This window comes from Moorena sp. SIOASIH, from assembly GCF_010671925.1.
Taxonomy (GTDB): Bacteria; Cyanobacteriota; Cyanobacteriia; order Cyanobacteriales; family Coleofasciculaceae; genus Moorena.
The window spans coordinates 1,640,298-1,659,930 of the sequence record NZ_JAAHIH010000002.1 but is presented as its reverse complement, the minus strand read 5'-3'; the positions used below and the strand labels follow the sequence as shown (position 1 = coordinate 1,659,930).

At 45.4% G+C, this 19,633-nt stretch carries 12 protein-coding genes; 7 read left to right on the top strand and 5 right to left on the bottom strand.

The features are described 5' to 3' along the window. Positions 1-164: 164 nt before the first annotated feature. Positions 165-3,497, top strand: coding sequence for a filamentous hemagglutinin N-terminal domain-containing protein (locus F6J90_RS14915; RefSeq protein ID WP_293094647.1), 3,333 nt, complete (start codon positions 165-167; stop codon positions 3,495-3,497). A 151-nt stretch (positions 3,498-3,648) separates the two neighbouring features. Here F6J90_RS14915 and F6J90_RS14910 read toward each other — a convergent pair whose 3' ends face one another. Then, complete coding sequence (locus F6J90_RS14910; RefSeq protein WP_293094645.1) at positions 3,649-3,837, bottom strand: hypothetical protein; 189 nt, start codon at positions 3,835-3,837, stop codon at positions 3,649-3,651. Between the two features lie 470 nt (positions 3,838-4,307). On the opposite strand from F6J90_RS14910, the gene F6J90_RS14905 reads away from it, so the two are divergent. Beyond that, positions 4,308-7,907 (top strand): filamentous hemagglutinin N-terminal domain-containing protein, encoded by a 3,600-nt coding sequence (locus F6J90_RS14905; protein ID WP_293094643.1) that lies wholly within the window; start codon positions 4,308-4,310, stop codon positions 7,905-7,907. 49 nt (positions 7,908-7,956) lie between these two features. Continuing rightward, positions 7,957-8,187 carry a hypothetical protein gene (locus F6J90_RS14900; protein ID WP_293094640.1) on the top strand — a complete coding sequence of 77 codons (231 nt, stop codon included), beginning with the start codon at positions 7,957-7,959 and terminating at the stop codon, positions 8,185-8,187. Between the two features lie 552 nt (positions 8,188-8,739). On the opposite strand, the gene F6J90_RS14895 is transcribed toward F6J90_RS14900, so the two are convergent. Next, complete coding sequence (locus F6J90_RS14895) at positions 8,740-8,907, bottom strand: NblA/ycf18 family protein (protein ID WP_008183188.1); 168 nt, start codon at positions 8,905-8,907, stop codon at positions 8,740-8,742. A 489-nt stretch (positions 8,908-9,396) separates the two neighbouring features. On the opposite strand from F6J90_RS14895, the gene F6J90_RS14890 reads away from it, so the two are divergent. From F6J90_RS14890 to F6J90_RS14880, 3 genes are all read left to right on the top strand, one after another. Next, complete coding sequence (locus tag F6J90_RS14890; protein WP_293094908.1) at positions 9,397-10,023, top strand: phycobiliprotein lyase; 627 nt, start codon at positions 9,397-9,399, stop codon at positions 10,021-10,023. Continuing rightward, the gene (locus tag F6J90_RS14885; protein WP_293094638.1) at positions 9,980-10,570 is read left to right on the top strand and encodes a hypothetical protein; all 591 of its coding nucleotides are present in this window, start codon (positions 9,980-9,982) and stop codon (positions 10,568-10,570) included. Before F6J90_RS14890 ends, F6J90_RS14885 begins: the two co-directional genes overlap by 44 nt. Before the next feature lie 348 nt (positions 10,571-10,918). Beyond that, complete coding sequence (locus tag F6J90_RS14880; protein ID WP_293094635.1) at positions 10,919-11,701, top strand: phycobilisome rod-core linker polypeptide; 783 nt, start codon at positions 10,919-10,921, stop codon at positions 11,699-11,701. Here F6J90_RS14880 and F6J90_RS14875 read toward each other — a convergent pair. From F6J90_RS14875 to F6J90_RS14865, 3 genes are all read right to left on the bottom strand, one after another. Beyond that, positions 11,681-12,643, bottom strand: a complete 963-nt coding sequence (locus F6J90_RS14875; protein WP_293094633.1) for an RluA family pseudouridine synthase — start codon at positions 12,641-12,643, stop codon at positions 11,681-11,683. The genes F6J90_RS14880 and F6J90_RS14875 overlap by 21 nt on opposite strands. Positions 12,644-13,382: 739 nt before the next feature. After that, positions 13,383-16,178, bottom strand: a complete 2,796-nt coding sequence (locus F6J90_RS14870) for a PAS domain S-box protein (protein WP_293094631.1) — start codon at positions 16,176-16,178, stop codon at positions 13,383-13,385. Between the two features lie 320 nt (positions 16,179-16,498). Continuing rightward, positions 16,499-17,188: a C40 family peptidase gene (locus tag F6J90_RS14865; protein ID WP_293094629.1), complete on the bottom strand. Its 690-nt coding sequence runs from the start codon at positions 17,186-17,188 to the stop codon at positions 16,499-16,501. A 1,252-nt stretch (positions 17,189-18,440) separates the two neighbouring features. On the opposite strand from F6J90_RS14865, the gene F6J90_RS14860 reads away from it, so the two are divergent. Continuing rightward, on the top strand, positions 18,441-19,583 hold the full coding sequence (locus F6J90_RS14860; protein WP_293094627.1) for a hypothetical protein: 1,143 nt from the start codon (positions 18,441-18,443) through the stop codon (positions 19,581-19,583). Positions 19,584-19,633 lie beyond the last annotated feature (50 nt).

Sequence of the window (19,633 nt, the reverse complement as noted above, 5' to 3'; positions counted from 1 at the left end):
GATTAGTGGGATTAGAAATAACCATTAGTTGATCCTTTCGCCAATTTATATTAAAAATTACTAGACAATCAACTATTCATACTCCTGAGTTCTGACTACTTAGTTTTGAATCGGAGGATAGTTGGATAGCTAGAACTCAGGTTAGGTATAGGTGGCTAAGAAGAATGAAAATAGTGCGTACGCTAGTAATTTTTGGTGGCATCAGTCTGAGTGGATACTATGGGATTACTGATTCAGTGAATCCCGTTCTAGCTCAGATTGTTCCGGATCATACCTTGGGGGATAATCCCAGTGTTGTTAAACCAAATGTAGAGGTCAAAGGACTTCCCGCTGACTTGATTGAAGGTGGAGTAACCAGAGGGGATAACCTATTCCATAGCTTTTCTGAATTTAATGTTAGGGACTTGCAGCGGGTTTACTTTGCCAATCCCGCTGGCATTAACACTATTCTGGGCCGAGTAACCGGTAGTAACATCTCCAAGATCTTCGGAACCCTGGGAGTAGATGGTGCCGCCAATTTGTTTTTGCTCAATCCTAATGGCATTGTTTTTGGAGCCAATTCCCAATTAGATGTAGCCGGTTCCTTTGTCGGAAGTACCGGTAATAGTATAGTCTTTGGCAATGGCACCGAGTTTAGTGCGACCAATCCCGAAGAACCACCCCTGTTAACCATTAACATTACTCCGGGATTGCAGTATGGAAAGAACCATCCTCAGCCGATCGTAAATGCTGGCAATTTGGCTGTGGGACAGGGACATTCTGTCACCTTAGTCGGTGGCAGTGTGATTAGCACTGGGGATATCCTAGCACCAGGGGGTGAGATTAATATATTAGGGGTTCCTCCTGAAACCTTAGTGCAGTTGGGGCAATCCGGACAGATTTTGACAATATCGACTCCAACCCCATCAATAGGATCTAATTCTCCCTCTGTCACTGAATTTTTGAGCAGTTTGAACCATGACACCGGCGTAACAGTTACCCCTGACGGTCAGGTCACAATTACCGATTCCGGTACTATTGTGCCACTGGCTCCAGGAACAGTGATTATCTCTGGTGCCCTAAACGCTGCCAACCTCTCCCCAGGAGAAACTGGCGGCAAAGTAACAGTATTAGGGGATCAAGTTGGCTTGTTTGACAGTGCATCCATTAATGTTTCTGGAAACAGTAGTGGTGGAGAGGCACTAATTGGTGGGGATTTCCAAGGTCAAGGACAGCTGCCATTGGCCACAGCTACCTATATCGGTCCTGACACCACCATCAATGCTGATGCCGTTAGCACTGGTAATGGTGGTCTGATTGTGATTTGGTCAAATCAATCCACTCGCGCTGTAGGCACATTAACCGCACGGGGGGGAGCGCAATCAGGGAATGGCGGTTTAATCGAGACATCCAGTCGGAATTTTTTGGATGTTACGGGAATCAGAGTCGATGCTAGTGCAGCCAATGGAAATGCAGGAACTTGGTTACTTGACCCGAGGAATGTTACCCTTGGCTTTGCCAATACATCCAATGGCACCTTTGATAGTAATTCCAATATCTTCACTCCCACTGGGGATGATGCCGTGGTAAATATCCCAGATATTGAAGCTCAACTCAATGGTGGCACCAATGTCACCATCACTACTGGAAGCACAGGCACTCAGGAAGGAAATATCACCGCAGATGGCTTTCGCATTAGCAAAACCAAAGACGGGGAAGTCACTCTGACCTTGGAAGCCGCCAATGATATTAGTCTCAAAAACGTTGATATCAATGCCAACAGTGGTTTCCTGAATCTAGTCCTAGAAGCGGATAGTGACAACTCCGGTAGTGGTGATGTGGACTTGATGAATGGAGAAATTAATACTGGCGGAGGAGCAGTTACCATTACTGCGGCTGGTGCGATCGCATTGGAAAGTCTAGACATCAATAACGATACCTCAGGCCAGGGCAATGCTGGAAATATAACCATCAAAGCTGGTTCTCTATTGTTGGAAAACGACAGTGATCTTCAGAGCAATACTAAAGGCAATAGCACTGGGAATGCTGGAAACATCACTATTACTGTTGCTGACTCAGTTGTGTTCAGAGGAGGCAGTGCTATTAATACCTTCACTACCGATAACAGTAGTGGCAATGCTGGAGATATCACAATCACAACTGGTTCGATATTGTTTGAAGGCCAGGGTAGTGGTCTTGGCAGTGAGACTAGAGGCAATAGCAGTGGAGATGGTGGAAAAATAACCATTACTGCTGACTCAGTTGTTTTCACAGACAACAGTGGTATTGGTATCAACACTACCGATGACAGTAGTGGGGATGGTGGAGAGCTCACAATCACAGCTGGTTCGATATTGTTTGAAGACAATGGCACTGGTCTTGGCAGCGATACCAAAGGCAATAGCAGAGGGAATGGTGGAACAATCACCATTAGTGCTGACTCAGTTGTGTTCAGAAATCAAAGTGGTATTGGTACAAACACTAGAGATAACAGTACTGGCAAGGCTGGAGAGATAACAATTACAGCCGGTTCTGTATTGTTGGAAAATCAAAGTGGTCTTGGCAGCAATACTCAAGACAATAGCAAAGGTAATGCTGGAATAATAATAATTAATGCTGACTCAGTTGAGTTCAAAAATCAAAGTGGTATTAGTACAAACACTAGAGATAACAGTACTGGCAAGGCTGGAGAGATAAAAATTACTGCTGACTCCATCTCCCTAGAAAACAATAGTAATATCTCTGGTCAAACCTTTAGCGGAGATGGTGGCAATATTATTCTCACGGTACAGGATTTATTACTATTGCGCGATGGGAGTCAAATCAGTACCAGCGCCGGTACCGAAGATCAACCAGGCAATGGTGGCAATATCACCATTAAGGCTGATTTCATTCTTGCCGTCCTGGAAGAAAATAGCGACATCACCGCTAATGCTTTTGAAGGCAACGGGGGTAAGATTGAACTTACCGGTCGAGGCATCTTTGGGTTCAACTTTCCGGATCAACCAACCAACTTCAGTGATATCACCGCCAGTTCTGAGCGTGGTGTAGACGGTAACATAACAATCAAAATCCTTGAGTTTAATCCATTTCAGGGTTTAGTAGAACTACCCACTACTGTAGTTGACCCCTCCACAAGGATTCTCCCTAGCTGTGCTGAGAATGTCAAAGTGGGATCGGACGATTCCAAAGGGGATGAATTCATTATTACTGGACGGGGTGGCTTACCTCCGAGTCCCCTTGAGCCAATCATCAGCCGAACTGTAATAGCAGATTGGGTGACCTTAGATAACTCGGCAACAGAAAATTATCAGAGTCAACGTCATTCTCCCGCTGCTGGCCAGGAGTCGGCTCGAAAGCGTCCAAGGCGTCGGATTGTGGAAGCTCAGGGTTGGCTGATTGGTCCTGATGGTACCGTTATTCTCACCGCTTTCCCTACCACCCCGGAGGCCTGGGCTAACTCTTGGCGCAAATCCCCTTCTTGCGAGGATATTAGGAGAATTAGTAATGGCTCCTAGGGATTAATCCTTTGGTGGGCAGTGCTTAGCTTTGGCTATGGTCAGCTTGATGAATCGGTCTGAGCCACTGCCCACCCTACATCTAGCTCTTTGGTGGGCAGTGGATAGCTTGGCTATGGCTACATCTTTGGTGGGCAGTGGATAGCTTTGGCTATGGCCAGCTTGATGAATCGGTCTGAGCCACTGCCCACCCTACATCTTTGGTGGGCAGTGCAAACCCAAGCCTATGGCCAGCTAATCCCGCTAGAGCTATGGCGGCGCAATAGTAATTAAGCCATTGACCTTGGCCTTTAGGCCACGCTACGCGAATGGTCACGCTACGGGAACGAAACTTAATCATCTGATCAGAACAATTAAGCAATGATTAGTAGGATTAGAAATAACCATTAGTTGATTATTTGGCCAATTTCTCTTAAAAGTTACTAGACAAGCAATTCTTCATACTCCTGAGTTCTGACTACTTACTCGTGACATACTCCTACACTGACTCTTCGAGTTCAGTGTAGGCTTCTTGCCAACTCCACCCAACGGTTCGGATACTCGGCAAGCTTTATTAACGACACGGGATGCCCCTCCGCGCCGGAACAATACAATAAGTTCTATTTTTTAGGAACGTAGGTGACTGACAAACCAGCATTTTCGGCTTTGTTTTTCAGTACATACTATTATAGCAATTTTATAATACCCTGTGCAAAATTCATCCCACACCTATGCTACGCATTAGGTGTGGGGCTTCTTTTGCCGGACAGCTAAATCGGAGCATAGTTGGTTAGATCACTCCCAAGGTTAAATATAGGAGGCTAAGTAAACATGAAAATATTGCACTCGCTAGTAATTTTTGGTGGGATAACTCTGAGTGGATACTATGGGATTACCCATTCAGTCAATCCAGCTCTGGCTCAGATTGTTCCAGATCATACCTTGGGGGATAACCCTTCTGTAGTTAAACCAAATGTAGAGGTTAAAGGACTTCCCGCTGACTTGATTGAAGGTGGAGCAACCAGAGGGGATCACCTATTCCATAGCTTTTCTGAATTTAATGTTAGGGACTTGCAGCGGGTTTACTTTGCCAATCCCGCTGGCATTAACACTATTCTGAGCCGAGTAACTGGTAGTAACATCTCCAAGATCTTCGGAACCCTGGGAGTAGATGGTGCCGCCGACTTGTTTTTGCTCAATCCTAATGGTATTGTTTTCGGAGCCAATTCCCAATTAGATGTAGCCGGTTCCTTTGTCGGAAGTACCGGTAATAGTATAGTCTTTGGCAATGGCACCGAGTTTAGTGCGACCAATCCCGAAGAACCACCCCTGTTAACCATTAACATTACTCCGGGATTGCAGTATGGAAAGAACCATCCTCAGCCGATCGTAAATGCTGGCAATTTAGCTGTCGGACAGGGACATTCTGTCACCTTAGTCGGTGGCAGTGTGATTAGCACTGGGGATATCCTAGCACCAGGGGGTGAGATTAATATATTAGGGGTTCCGAGTGAAACATTAGTGCAATTGGGGCAAGCTGGACAGGTATTGACACTATCGACTCCAACGGTGCCATTAACACCATCCGATCCGGCCTCTGTCACTGAATTTTTGAGCAGTTTGGACGATGACACCGGCGTAACAGTTACCCCTGACGGTCAGGTAACACTTACCAATTCCGGTACTATTGTGCCACTTGAGCCAGGAACAGTGATCATCTCTGGTGCCCTAAACACTGCCAATTTATCTCCAGGACAAACTGGAGGCAAAGTAACAGTATTAGGGGATCAAGTTGGCTTGTTTGACAGTGCATCCATTGATGTGTCTGGAAACAGTAGTGGTGGAGAGGCACTAATTGGTGGGGATTTCCAAGGTCAAGGACAGCTGCCATTGGCCACAGCTACCTATCTCGGTCCTGAGACCACTATCAATGCTGATGCGGTTAGCACTGGTAATGGTGGTCTGATTGTGATTTGGTCAAATCAATCCACTCGCGCTGTAGGCACATTAACCGCACGGGGGGGAGTGCAATCAGGGAATGGCGGTTTAATCGAGACATCCAGTGCCAATTTTCTCGATGTTACGGGAGTGAAGGTGGATGCTAGTGCTCCAAATGGTTTAGCAGGAACCTGGTTGCTTGACCCGAGGAATGTTACTCTTGGCTTTGCCGATACATCCAATGGCACCTTTGATAGTAATGGCAATATCTTCACTCCCACTGGGGATGATGCAGTGGTAAATATCCCAGATATTGAAGCTCAACTCAATGCTGGCACCAATGTCACCATCACTACTGGAAGCACAGGCACTCAGGAAGGAAATATCACCGCAGATGGCTTTGGCATTACCAAAACGACAGAAGGGGAAGTCACTCTAAGTTTGGAAGCGGCCAATAATATTAGTCTCAAAAACTTTTCAATAAATGCCAACAGTGGTTTCCTGAATCTAGTCCTAGAAGCGGATAGTGACAACTCCGGTAGTGGTGATGTGGACTTGATGAATGGAGAAATTAATACTGGCGGAGGAGCAGTTACCATTACTGCGGCTGGTGCGATCGCATTGGAAAGGATCGGAATCAATAGCAATACCAAAGGCGAGCGCAATGCTGGAGATATAACAATCACAGCTGGTTCTCTATTGTTGGAAAATGACAGTAGTCTTGAGAGCAATACATTAGGCAATAGCAGTGGGAATGCTGGAAACATCAATATTACTGTTGCTGACTCAGTTGTGTTCAGAGGAGGCAGTGGTCTTGGTACCAACACTCAAGATAACAGTACTGGCAATGCTGGTCAGATCACCATCACCGCCGGTTCTGTATTGTTTGAAAATGGAGGTGGTCTTGGCAGCGATACTCAAGACAATAGCAGTGGGAATGCTGGAAAAATCACCATTACTGCTGACTCACTTGTGATCAGACAACAATTTGGTCTTGGTACTAACACAAGAAATAACAGTACTGGCGATGCTGGTCAGATCACAATCACCGCCGGTTCTGTATTGTTTGAAAATCCAGGTGGTATTGGCAGCGATACTCAAGACAATAGCAGTGGGGATGCTGGAAAAATCACCATTACTGCTGACTCACTTGTGTTCAGAGAAGAATTTGGTCTTGGTACCAACACTAGAAATAACAGTACTGGCAATGCTGGTCAGATCACAATCACCGCCGGTTCTGTATTGTTGGAAGGTCAGGGCAATGGTATTGGCAGCGAGACTCAAGACAATAGCAGTGGGGATGCTGGAATAATAACCATTACTGGTGACTCACTTGTGCTCAGAGACGGCAGTACTATTGGTACCAGAACGATTGATGAAAGTACTGGGGATGCTGGCATAATAATAATTAATGTTGACTCCATCTCCCTAGAAAACAATAGTGCTATTCTAAGTACTACCTTTACTACTGGCGAAATAGGAACAATCACACTCAATGCCAACTCCATTTCCCTCTCAGACAGCAGAATTACTACAGCTGTAGAGGAAACAGCAGTTGTTGACTCTCAACCAGACCCAGACCCTAACATCATCATTCGGGGAAGCTCGCTGTCTTTAACCAATAACGCTCAAGTGACGGCTAGTAGTTCTGGCCAAGGAAATGCTAGTGACATCTTGGTGGAGGCTGACTCTATCTCCCTTGAAGAAAGTAATATCTCTACTGAAACTGTTAGCGGAGATGGTGGCAATATTACTCTGACCCTACAGGATTTATTACTATTGCGCGACGGGAGTCAAATTAGCACCAGCGCCGGTACCGAAGACCAACCGGGAAATGGCGGCAATATAACCATTAGTGCTGATTTAATTCTTGCCTTCCTCGAAGAAGATAGCGACATTACCGCTAATGCCTTTGATGGCATGGGTGGTAATATTACACTTACCGCTCAAGGCATCTTTGGGTTCAACTTCCCCGATCAACCAACTGACTTGAGTGATATCACCGCCAGTTCTGAGCGTGGTGTAGACGGTAACATCGAAATCAACATCCTTGGGGTTAATCCCTCTCAGGGTTTAGTGGAACTACCGACTACTGTAGTTGATCCATCTACACTGATTGCTGCTACCTGTGCTGACAATGTCAAAGTGGCATCGGATGATTCCAAAGGGGATGAATTCATTATTACTGGACGGGGTGGCTTACCTCCGAGTCCCCTTGAGCCAATCATCAGCCGAACTGTAATAGCAGATTGGGTGACCTTAGATAACTCGGCAACAGAAAATTATCAGAGTCAACGTCATTCTCCCGCTGCTGGCCAGGAGTCGGCTCGAAAGCGTCCAAGGCGTCGGATTGTGGAAGCTCAGGGTTGGCTGATTGGTCCTGATGGTACCGTTATTCTCACCGCTTTCCCTACCACCCCGGAGGCCTGGGCTAACTCTTGGCGCAAATCCCCTTCTTGCGAGGATCTAAGGAGAATTACTAATGGCTCCTAGGGATTAATCCTTTGGTGGGCAGTGCTTAGCTTTGGCTATGGTCAGCTTGATGAATCGGTCTGAGCCACTGCCCACCCTACATCTAGCTCTGTGGTGGGCAGTGCTTAGCTTGGTTATCAACAGCTTGATGAATCGGTCTGAGCCACTGCCCACCCTACATCTTTGGTGGGCAGTGCTTAGCTTGGTTATCAACAGCTTGATGAATCGGTCTGAGCCACTGCCCACCCTACCTCTAGCTCTGTGGTGGGCAGTGGATAGCACCGGCCTTTGGCCAGCTTGATGAATCGGTCTGTGTACTGCACACCCTACATCTTTGGTAGCTCAGGGGGTTGCTTGGTTGCCCAATTTTGCCTAAGTGCTGATTGACCTGAAAGGGAGGATAATCGCAAGTGACGTAAAAATCGAGCACCCCTAATCCTATCATGTGTGCTACAATTCGGAAGAAGCTTAAGGATAGCACTATGCAACCTAGTCCCGATTGTAAAAATAATATTGTAAATTCAAGATTGTAAATTTAAGCCATTAACAGCCAAGGGGTCTTGGTAAGCATTCCTTGACTATACTAATTCCCTAAGTATCTAATTCCCTGACTATCTCGATGTTCTTACGTAAGTCGAAATTGATAAAATACACTATTATTATACAGTAGTAGCCCAGCAAGGGCTGAAGCGCTACGATGGCTATTAGCAGGTTCAGATCAGCAGCGAAGGTTTAGATTAAGGTTTAGATGATAGGCGTTCCCATGCCAGTGTAGATTCGTCCAATGTAGGTACGACTGACGCACCCCTTAAAACAAGTCAAGCAAAGTGAAACCTTCGCAGCTAATTAAAAGTTAAGCGTTTTTGAGTAGATGGCGGAATAGATTCTCCTTAACCATCATTTGACGCAAAACTTCCAAGAGATAGGACTGAGCCTCCTCCTGGCTCAACAGCTTGACTTGGTCTTGGTAGATTTTCATCTGGAACTGTTGCTCCAAACTTAGCTTCCCAGGCGTTTCCATAGGTTTACTCCTAAGCTTACATACGTTGATTAGGGCAGACGGACGAGTGTTCCGACTGCTCTTTTTTTTGGCCGTTGTTAATCAATCTAGCACACTTATAGAATAACGTCGATTCTGTCAAGCAATAAGTAATCAAATATACAAACTGTAACAAAAATCCGGAAAGCGATGATTTGCCCTTGTGCCTGTATGTCTGACGGACTTAGCTGTTTGAATACCGATAATAAATAAATATTGATGGGGAGATGGGAAGATTTTGATTAAGAGTAATTATTCGGACATGATATTATGCAAAACCTGACGCCAAACCCACGTATATAGTGGCACAAGCCCGTTTAGTATCAGTATATGTAGCGTAGCAGTGGAAATCATTATGGCTTGGGCATGGATGGCTTGTTTGGAAAAATCTCAGGAATATGCAAAAATTCAAGCTTAAGTAAAATTTAAGTAAAAACTCGGTAAACCAAATACCATAATATGGATCCAATTATTGATGCCATGGAATTTTTCCAGCTCAGTGCTGGCAACTGGCGATCGCAACGCACAACCCACCACCTAGCCTTCCGACAAGCAGAGAAGGGAGAGTTGGACATCAATGTAGCCACCTTAGAGGCTGATCATCCCCAAGTCATTGAGCTGTGTGAGCTTCATAAGATTAATCCGAGTTTGGCAGCAGGTGGAGCTTTGGTCAGTTGGCAGGGCACAATGGCTTGGGATCCGACTGATGAGGGTCACAAAGACTCGACGGTGATGGTGGTGGTTCCAGATCGGGACTCTCCTAGACAGGGGAAGTTATTGCGGGAAAAAGGTTACGCTGAAACCATGCCAGTGGCTGGTATTTATCAGATGGATGCTCAAGATGGGCTAGTGCTGATTACTGAATATGAAACCATGAGTGCTCATGAGCGTTTCTCGTTTATCACTCCATCTCGGCGGATGCGTACCAGTATAGTGAAACGTTTTGGTGGATTTAGCAGCGCATCATTTTGTATCGAAACCCGGATTGAATCTAATCTAGATAATGGGGCTAATACTGGCGCTAATATTGGGGTGACATCTCAACAACAACAAAATGTCTTGGCACCGGAAGAGTATTATTCAATCTTGGGCTGGTGATTCCACCATCAGCGATGATCCGTTAATCCGGGGCTACCAGTATCTGAATGCTGTGGGTCAGCTGGCTTTAGACCCAAGTATGGTAGAGATCACTGATAATGTTAAAGAACGCGATCGCATTTATACCTGGATTGGCAATCACATTGATGCCATTAATGGTGAACTCCAGACTTGCCTAGACGCCTGTCATAGCTGCTATCATGATTCCGTGTGCCGCCCAATGCGGATTTTAGCAACCCCTTTAGGGGAAAAGTTTGGTATTGATGGCTTTTGCAACATCTTAGCCACTCCGGCGGTAATATTAATTGATGTCGGACGCATTGCACGGTCTGATTGGTTGAGTATTGTCATCCATGAATATGCCCATGCTCATTTAGGTGCCCCTGGTCACGATCAGCGTTTTTTTGAGGTTATTTCCCATCTCTGTTTGGGTCTGGGATTAAAACCGCCACGCTGGCAATTAGATCTGGAAACTTACTTACGGGATTGGCCTGAGTGTCCATCCAAGACTAATTCACTGTCTTTTTGGATGGGGTATGGATGCTAGGAGCGATCGGCTATTGTCTAATTGTTTGGTCTAATTCTTTCGGGCTATTTTAATAAATATTAAAAATTATTGCTTTGATTAACGTTTTACTTAATCAAAATTAATAACCTATTAGTGATTGAGGAGATTAACTCAAAGGGGAACACACAGAGTAATCGAAAAAGAATACCCTTAGTTGATTAACCGATGGCTATTGACTATTGACTATTGGCTGCTGTCCCAGCTATCAGTGGTTCCTTGAGAGATTAAGATATCGATTAAAATACAATTTTTTTATAGACTGACACAGGATTCATTATATATTTGATTAAGGTTTGTAAGATTTTCTAAGAATACGGAGATAAAAACGTGGCTATTCCTTTACTAGGCTACGCCCCTGTGACGCAGAATGCGCGCATAGATGGGTATGAGATACCAGGAGAAGAGCAACCCAGAATTTATTCCACTGAAAACTTGCTCTCCCCCGGGGACATGGATGCCCTAATCGAGGCAGGATACCGTCAGATTTTCTTCCATGCCTTTGCTTCGGATCGTGAACCGTTCCTGGAGTCCCAACTCCGCTTCGGTCAGATCACAGTACGGGACTTCATTCGTGGGTTGTTGCTTTCTGAAACCTTCAAGACCAGCTTCTATGACAAAAACAGCAACTATCGCGTTGTAGAACAGTGCGTGCAGCGGGTGCTTGGACGTGATATCTATGGCGAAAGAGAAAAATTAGCCTGGTCAATTATAATTGCCACAAAGGGCATCCAAGGCTTCGTCGATCAACTGCTCGACAGCGAAGAGTACATGGAGAATTTTGGGTACAACACCGTCCCCTATCAACGGCGTCGAGTGCTTCCTGGTCGGCCTCAGGGTGAAACACCATTCAACATCAAATCTCCACGTTACAACGAATACTACCGTGCAGTACTGGGCTTCCCACAAATCATTTGGCAGACCCAGGTGCGCAGTTATATCCCACAAGACAAGAAGGCCAAGGCAGGGGATCCGTCTCTGTATATGGGCATGGCACGGGATCTGTCTCCCCAAGGCAACACTATCCCACGAGTGTCAGCTGTAAACATCGACTACGAATCCTTAGTGCCATATCGGTCTCAGAACAAGGAACTAGCTGAAGCGAAGTCGTAGCAAGTCTAAGAGTTTGATCAACGCTAGGGGGGGAGGGGCAACAAACTCAATCCACTCCTCAGAAACTGGATGCTTTAGTTGTAGCCGCCAAGCGTGAAGTGCTTGACCCGGTAGATTGACACCGACAGAACGAGCACTGCTGTAAACGGGGTCTCCAACAATGGGATGACCAATATAGCTACTGTGGACACGAATTTGGTGGGTGCGACCAGTTTCTAATTGGAAATGGATCAGGGTATAGTTGCCCAGTCGTTCTCGGACTTGCCAATGGGTAATCGCTGGGCGTCCCCCTTTTTCTACTGGCACGACAGCCATTTTCTTGCGGTCTACAGGATGCCGTCCAATTGGTCGGTTAATGGTGCCAGACTCGGCAGAGGGAGCACCATAGACTACACCTAAATATTGTCTTTGAGCAGTTTTGGCTTGGAGTTGGGCTTGTAGATGTCCATGAGCCTGGTCAGTTTTTGCGATCGCAATTGCACCAGTTGTATCCTTATCCAAGCGGTGGACAATGCCTGGACGCTGAACACCACCAATACCTGTCAGATTAGGACAGTGGGCTAAAAGGGCATTGACAAGAGTACCACTTTCATGACCAGGTGCGGGATGAACTACCAAACCAGCCGGTTTGTTGATAATAATCAGAACCTCATCTTCATAAAGAATGTCTAAGGGGATGACTTCCGGTTGTAATTCCAGAGGTTTAGCGTCAGGTATGGTCAGGGATATGCGATCGCCTAGCTGAACTTTAGCTTTTTTTGAGATACACACCTGATCATTCACTTGCACGTTGCCTTGTTCAATCAGCTTCTGGATACGAGAGCGAGACAAGTCGGGTGTTTGTTGGGCAATATAGCTGTCAAGGCGATAACTGGGAGTTGAACCAGTAGACTCGCTAGTTTCCTGAACTTGCAAGAATTTGATAGAAACCTGAGGGGTCATTGTTGATCGTTGATTGTCAAGCGCACTGAGAATTAGCAAAACCGCGAGAAGCCCCGCACTTTACTTTTTAAAAGTAAGTGTCGTATGGGAAGCGCGGGAAAAGGGTCGGAACGGAGCTTTTCAATGTGATATACTATAAATGGTAGGGAAAACAAATTAAGTGCTAACCGCCACCTGCCAATTGAACCAATAAAACCACCGAATATGGGGTTCCATCCAGAAAAAAGCTTAATAGTTTGAGTTATCTGTGGATGGGTAAAATTCCATAGGTGCGCTTTCCGTTCTCCTACGGAGACGCGGGGCGCGTTTCTCCGTAGGAGACGCTACGCGAACGGCGAATTAAATTGGCCACGGGTCGCACCTACAGTACTTTGGAGATACAACTTTTTGCATTGTTCCGGCGGGTCGGGGCATCCCGGAGAGGAAACCTTAGAATAGGGCAGCCTTAATCATAAAGTTTTAACCCTTTACCCATAACCGACTAACCATAAAGGCTGCCCTATTCTTGCGGTAACTTCTGACCGTGTCGTTAATAAAGCTTATCGAGTATCCAAAGCAATAGCAGGAGTTGGTAAGAAGCCCGCGCTGTCCCGTTAGGGCAGGGTCGGGAGTATGTCACGAATACAGAAGACTTCAATGAAGGAAGTATTAATTATCAATAATTAATACTTCATAATTATTAATAATTAATTCACCAAAGGCGATCAACCATTCTAGAAGTGATTAACCGGATTTAATATTACTCATTATTTTGGTCATTAGCCAAGTGGAGGGGTAGGGTAACCGTAAATGTCGTTCCCACACCAACTTCACTGTTGACAGCAATTGTACCCTGGTGCAAGTCTAAACATTTTTTGACAATCGCTAAACCCAGTCCAGTCCCAGGAATGCTGCCAACATTACTCGCTCTTTCAAAGGACTCAAATAGTTTCTCTTGGTCTTTTTTAGGAATGCCGATCCCCTGATCTTGAACCTGGATTACTGCGGTCGAAGAATTGCAATTGAGTTCAAATTTGATGGTACCTCCTTCTGGGGAATATTTAATGGCATTGAACAGCAAATTGTTAACGACATGACTCAAAAGTCTTTCATCGATTAGGGCATTTTGGCAGCTACCATGACTAATGAACATCAGGCTATGCTTAGAACCTAGGTTAATTTTGATATTTTCGAGTATGTCCTGACACCAAGCAACTAAATCCATGGGTGCTGGCTCAAACTTGAGTTTACCCGCATCGGCTTTCCCAATCGTTAGAACATCATCCAAAAGTTGAGTCATCCGGCGCACAGCATGCTGAATCTTATCATGGTGCTTCTGTTTTTTCTCAGGGGACAATTTTTCCTGATAGCGTTGCAGCATTTGAGCAGAAGATTGAATGGTAGTCAGTGGCGTGCGAAACTCGTGAGAAACTAATGAAACGAAACCTGAGCGGAGTTGACCCAGTTCTTTTTCCTTAGCCAATGCATTACGAATATCTACTTCTGCTTGCTTAAGTTCAGTGATATCCCGTCCCACCGCCTGGCATTCGATAAAGTTGCCATGTTCATCAAACATAGCTCGATCACTCCACTGCTGCCAGCGAATTTCTCCAGAGTCGAGAAGAACTCGGTGTTCGTAAGTGTTAATCGGATTCTCTACAGAAAGAGAACGGAAGTTCCGGGTAACAATGTCTTCGTCTTCCGGAGGCATTTTTGGCAAAAATACTTTCCCTACTAATTCAGAGCGGTCTTTGCCAAAATAGCGGCAGTAAGCATCATTGACAAACGTTAGGGTGCCATCAAGTTTCAACCGACAGATCAGTTCAGTTTGATCTTCAATGATAGCACGAAATCGTTCTTCACTATGTCGTACCGCCTCCTCTGCCTGCTTGCGTTCTGTAATGTCTTCAACCATGCTCAAAATACACAGGATTTCTCCTGCTTGATCTCGCATAGCCATCATGGTTAAATTACCCCAGAGGGTATCTTGATTCTTTTTGCGGTAACGTATTTCTAACTTAAAACTATCAATTTCTCCTTGTATGACCTGCCTAATATAAGGCTGGGCTTGTTCTAGGTCTTCAGGATGAGTAATTGCCAAACCATTGAGAGCCATTAGTTCAGACTTGGTGTATCCGAGCATTTCATACAAAGCCCGATTCACCTGAATAAACTGATAATCCAAATCTGAGAGTGACATTCCGATAGGTGCTTCATCAAACACCCGTCGAAATTGGGCATCTTTCTCGTCTAAAGCCGCTGCTGTATTTAGTCTCAATTGCTGATAGGCTTGCCGTAGTTCTACCTCTGCCTGCTTGCGCTGGGTAGTATCTTGGATAATCCCGATAACTTGATAAATATTTCCTTGCTCATCTAGCAGGGGAATATAGGTAGCGAGGACAGTGAGTTCACCAACCTCTGGCAAAGTCAGAGTCAGTTCTTCCACTTGTGGAGTACGGGTTTCCACAGCCTTTTGTAGGAGTTTCACATAGATATCCTTAAATACAGGTGGATAGATTTCCTCGTCAGTGTGACCCAGTAGCGGTGAATCAGACACTCCAGTTAGCTTAACGCCTTGTTGATTGATAAACTGGAGCCGCCGCTGGGCATCATAGATCATAAATGTACCGGGGAAATTAGCCACTGCTAGCCGAAATCGTTTTTCGCTCAGGCGTAATGCCTCTTCTGCCTGTTTGCGCTCCGTGATGTCAACAATTAACCCCACCAGACGATTGAGATTACCGGCACTATCTAGGTAAAACTGTCCTTTGTTCTCAACAGTGATGTACGTGCCATCCTTCTTACGCATCCGATACTCAAGATCAATAGGCTCCTTAGTGACAATCACCCGTTCAATGATGTGTCGGTATCGTTCTAAATCATCAGGATAAATTAACTGATCCCACCCTTGCCCAGTGTTGGCGATTTCCCCTGGGTAATAACCCAATACTTGTTCAATATTGTGACCCCAAATCAATTCATTGGTCTGGGTATTCCATTCGTAGAGCAGCTGACCACTGATTTGACTAACCGCTTTATAGCGATAAAGCCATGCGGTTAATAAAGCAAAGTAACTTTTTAAGTTTTGATCATCTGGATTGAGATTTTCAGAGCCCTTACTGCCTTCATAGCAGCCAGTAGAGTTACCATCGTCCAATCCAGATTCTAGCTCTTTAATGCTAGTGATATTTTTAGCAACAGCATAGATAAGACCCTGTTCATCCTGTGAAATTCTCCAAGCCAGCCAACGCAAGCTACCATCTTTATGGTAAATTCTATTCCGATATTCGACTAGTTTTCCGTGACCACAATCACGAAGGGCATTGAGAGTAAATTCCCGATCTTCTCGATAAATCCACTCAATCCAAGGTCGCGATCGCAATTGGGAGCAAGTCCATCCTAGAACCTTTTCCCAAGCCGGATTGATTTGTTGAAAATATCCGTTTTGACCAAAGGTGCATAATAGATCAAGTGATAAAGAAAACAAGATCTTTAGGGCGGACTCTCCCTCTGCCATTGTTTCAGTACTGTTTATGTGAGACTGAGTGGTGTTCATTGCTGGGCTCGATCCGTCAGAAATTCTACAGATAAGCTAGGGATACATCTACCCACAGTCTTCCCTCAATAATCAGTATAATCACAAGATCATCACCAGGAGTATTTTAGAAAGCTCAGAATATTTCTCTGAGGAAAGGAAATTGTGAGGATATTTTGTGGTCATATTTGTTAGTCTTTTCACCTCAAGCCCTGCTGAGAGCTTCACAGAAAGTCTGATTGGGATCAACTCTATGAGCAGTACAGTGGTAGATAACTGCGCTAGATCACTGTGCTAGATCACTGTGCTAGATCACTGTGCTAGATAATTGTGCTAGGTGACTAGGGCTGATAACTTGCCACAACTCGCCCAGCTCCGTAGCGCTGTCGGTAATAATACTTTGTTATCTCATCCCCTTGTTCTAAAAGTTGGTCAATTGCAATCCCATTACGACCATGATCTTTGCCAGAACTATGAATGTAATCACCATTACCTAGATACAATCCTACATGGTTCACTTTTTGGGCGGTAGCGAAAAAGACCAAATCCCCTGGTTGTAATTCCTCCATTCTAATGGTTTGGGTGAAAGCTGCTTGCTGATAGGAATCTCTGGGTAACCAAATCCCCGATGCTGCAAACGCTGCTTGCATCAACCCTGAACAGTCATAGTTGGGACCTACTGTACCCCCCCAAAGGTAGTAGGGATTTTGGTGCATTGCTGCTTTAGTAAACCCAATCACCGCTTTTATTCGTGCTTGGATTTGATCTGGAGACAGAGAAATGGGGCGATAAGGAGTGTTAGCTATGTCCAGTACAGCCAAATCCGACACAGGCAACCAACCAGAATAGTTATCTTCGCACAGACGCACCTCTAAGGCATTACCGACAGGTGGGACAGACTTGACCCGCAAGTGCCTTCCTGTGGCTGCTTGTGTTGTCAAACTCTCACAGTTGGGCGAATCATAGAGGTTGAGATTAGCACGACAGTAGTATTCCAAATCATTGGCTCGTAATTGCTCAAGCAAAACCATAGTATAGGAAGCGGGAACTCACACTCAGATTATGGTACTTTTCTAGAAAGATAAACAACTAGGAAGATTAAGCAGCGAAATCAACCGTTGCCCCAACAGCAACCTTTCCCTGACTGCCTGATGATCAAATTACTCTCATCAAGGGCCTCCGGATCTGGCAAGTGGACTTAGGCCGCTCAAAAGGTGCGACCCGAACGCGCCCCGCGTCGGCTTTGCCGAAAGGTGCGACCCAAGGCCGCGAGGGATTGCTCGCGGCCTTGGAGGCGCGCACCAAAGCGCGAATTTAATTCTTAATGGGTCAAGCGCACCTAAAGGAAAAATCAGGGGTTTAGCCAATCGGTAATTTCCGATCGGGCAAGGGGAAATAGAGAATTACAGAGGTTTTACAGGTGTAGAGGGGTAAGTCCTGTGTTAGTGATGTTTGCCCAGGGCAAAACTAAAAGCCAAAATGAGGTTATCAGCGTCTAAACGCTGATAACCCCGTCACAAAGCAAGCGGGGATGAAAGCGAATAGCGGCTAAAGCCGCCTGCAAAAAAAATCTTTTATCAAAAGTGTCAACACTTTTCTAGCGCTAGAGTATAATTTAAGCATAGGGTACAGGCTGAAAAACCGAGGCGCAACCGGGAGTCAGACCCGCCACTGCATGACCTTAAAGTAGTAATGCCCGGAGGGTAGGGAAAGTCCTCCTTTCTTGATGCAATAGCGAGTGGGGGAAACCCCCAAGACCGCGCTGCATCGCTAAAAACCCAATCATCAATTAACCGTTGGTGTGTGAACCTGAGCATTGCACATTTTGAGAAAAGAACGGTACGGCGGGGCACGCCGAAACCGAGTGAAAAGGGAGGAAACAGACTTTTTAAGGCACTCCCAGCAAGTAGCTAAACGCTTAGGGAGAATTGCCCGCTGGGTCTACTATAAACTGAACTAAATTCTTGGTCTTGACGGGTTTTCGGTTCAGGTATTGCTTAATTTTTGGCGGCGTCAATGATTAAGATATAGCGGTTTAAGGCAGCTCGCTGAACTAAGAATCCCCGCGTCTAATGACCGGGGAGTGTCAATCTGCTCTTTCTATCTGGTAAAGTTCAAGGGATGATTAGACTATCCTAGGATTGGGTTCAAATTCTTGAGTACTTTACCTGATCTGATCTGGCTAGCAGCTACAAGTTACTGACCAAGAACTATAGCAGCTTTTGGCTAACTGTTAAGTTTGTTACCCCTAACCAATGACCAAGTAGTTTTTGAGGAGTGAGTGTGAAGAGTAATTTTCCTAAGACCCTTTCGATGCAACTGAGTATGGCAGTATTGACCATGGTCAGTTACCAGCTGTCTGCTACTGCTGAAACACCTAGCCATAATTCATCGGTGAAGCAATTGACCCAGACAGCAGCAGCGGTGAGACCCCAGCAATTAGCAGCAACTTCCAGCATCACAGTTGAGCCTGATCGATTTAATCCGGAAACTACACATACTCATAAAAATATATTCAGACCAACTAGTCTGCCATCAGGTAATCTCAACACTATCACTGACCATCGAGCTAATTCCCGTTTAGGGCAATTGGACAGGATAGGAGCAGCGGTTCGTGCCAGTAAGTCGGTAGGGTCTCCTAGTGCATTGGTCAACCGCTCCCAATTCAATGGCTCAGTCGCACCAATTGCTGACTATACAGTCAGACAGGAGCAGTTACCATTAGCCAATTTAGAAGCCAATTTAGAAACTATCCAGGAGTATCCTGCTGATCCCCCCAAACAAGAGCTAGAACCAATCACTGAGGAATCCCAAACACCTTCTCAAGATTTCAATAATCCTGCGGTAGCTCCACCGAGACCAGGTACCTTAGCTAGATCTGTGGCAGCTCTAAAAATACAACTAGATCCAGCCACCTCTGACACCTCACCAGCCACCTCCTATGAAGTAGGTGAAGTAGTCACCCCTGTAGCTCAGAGAAATATTGATCCTACCGGCAAGAGCCTCGGGGTTGGAAACTATGTTGGAATTGGCGGTCATATCGGTTTTACTGATGATGGCACCAATATTGGTCGAGGTGGCTTTATGATTAACGGCAAATACGATTTATCCCCCACCCTATCAGTGCGTCCTAGCATACTAATCAATGATGATGCTACCTTTGTGATCCCAGCCACTTACAACTTTATTTTCCAGGATGAACCTTTTGAGCCGCCTACTTACTCAGCTTTCGCTGGTGCTGGTTTGGCTTTTTCAACAGGTGATGACAACAATGTGGGTTTAATTGTTACTGGTGGTGTTGACTGGCCTTTTGGACCCAATTTTGTTGCCAATGCTGCATTAACTACTGGAATTTTCGTTGATGGTGCCGCAGATGTGGGAATTTCCTTTGGCATTGGTTACAGCTTCTCTAACTTTGGCAGGTAGAAAAGGGACAAATAGAAGCTATTGAGCTAGGTAGAGATACTCTTAAACCG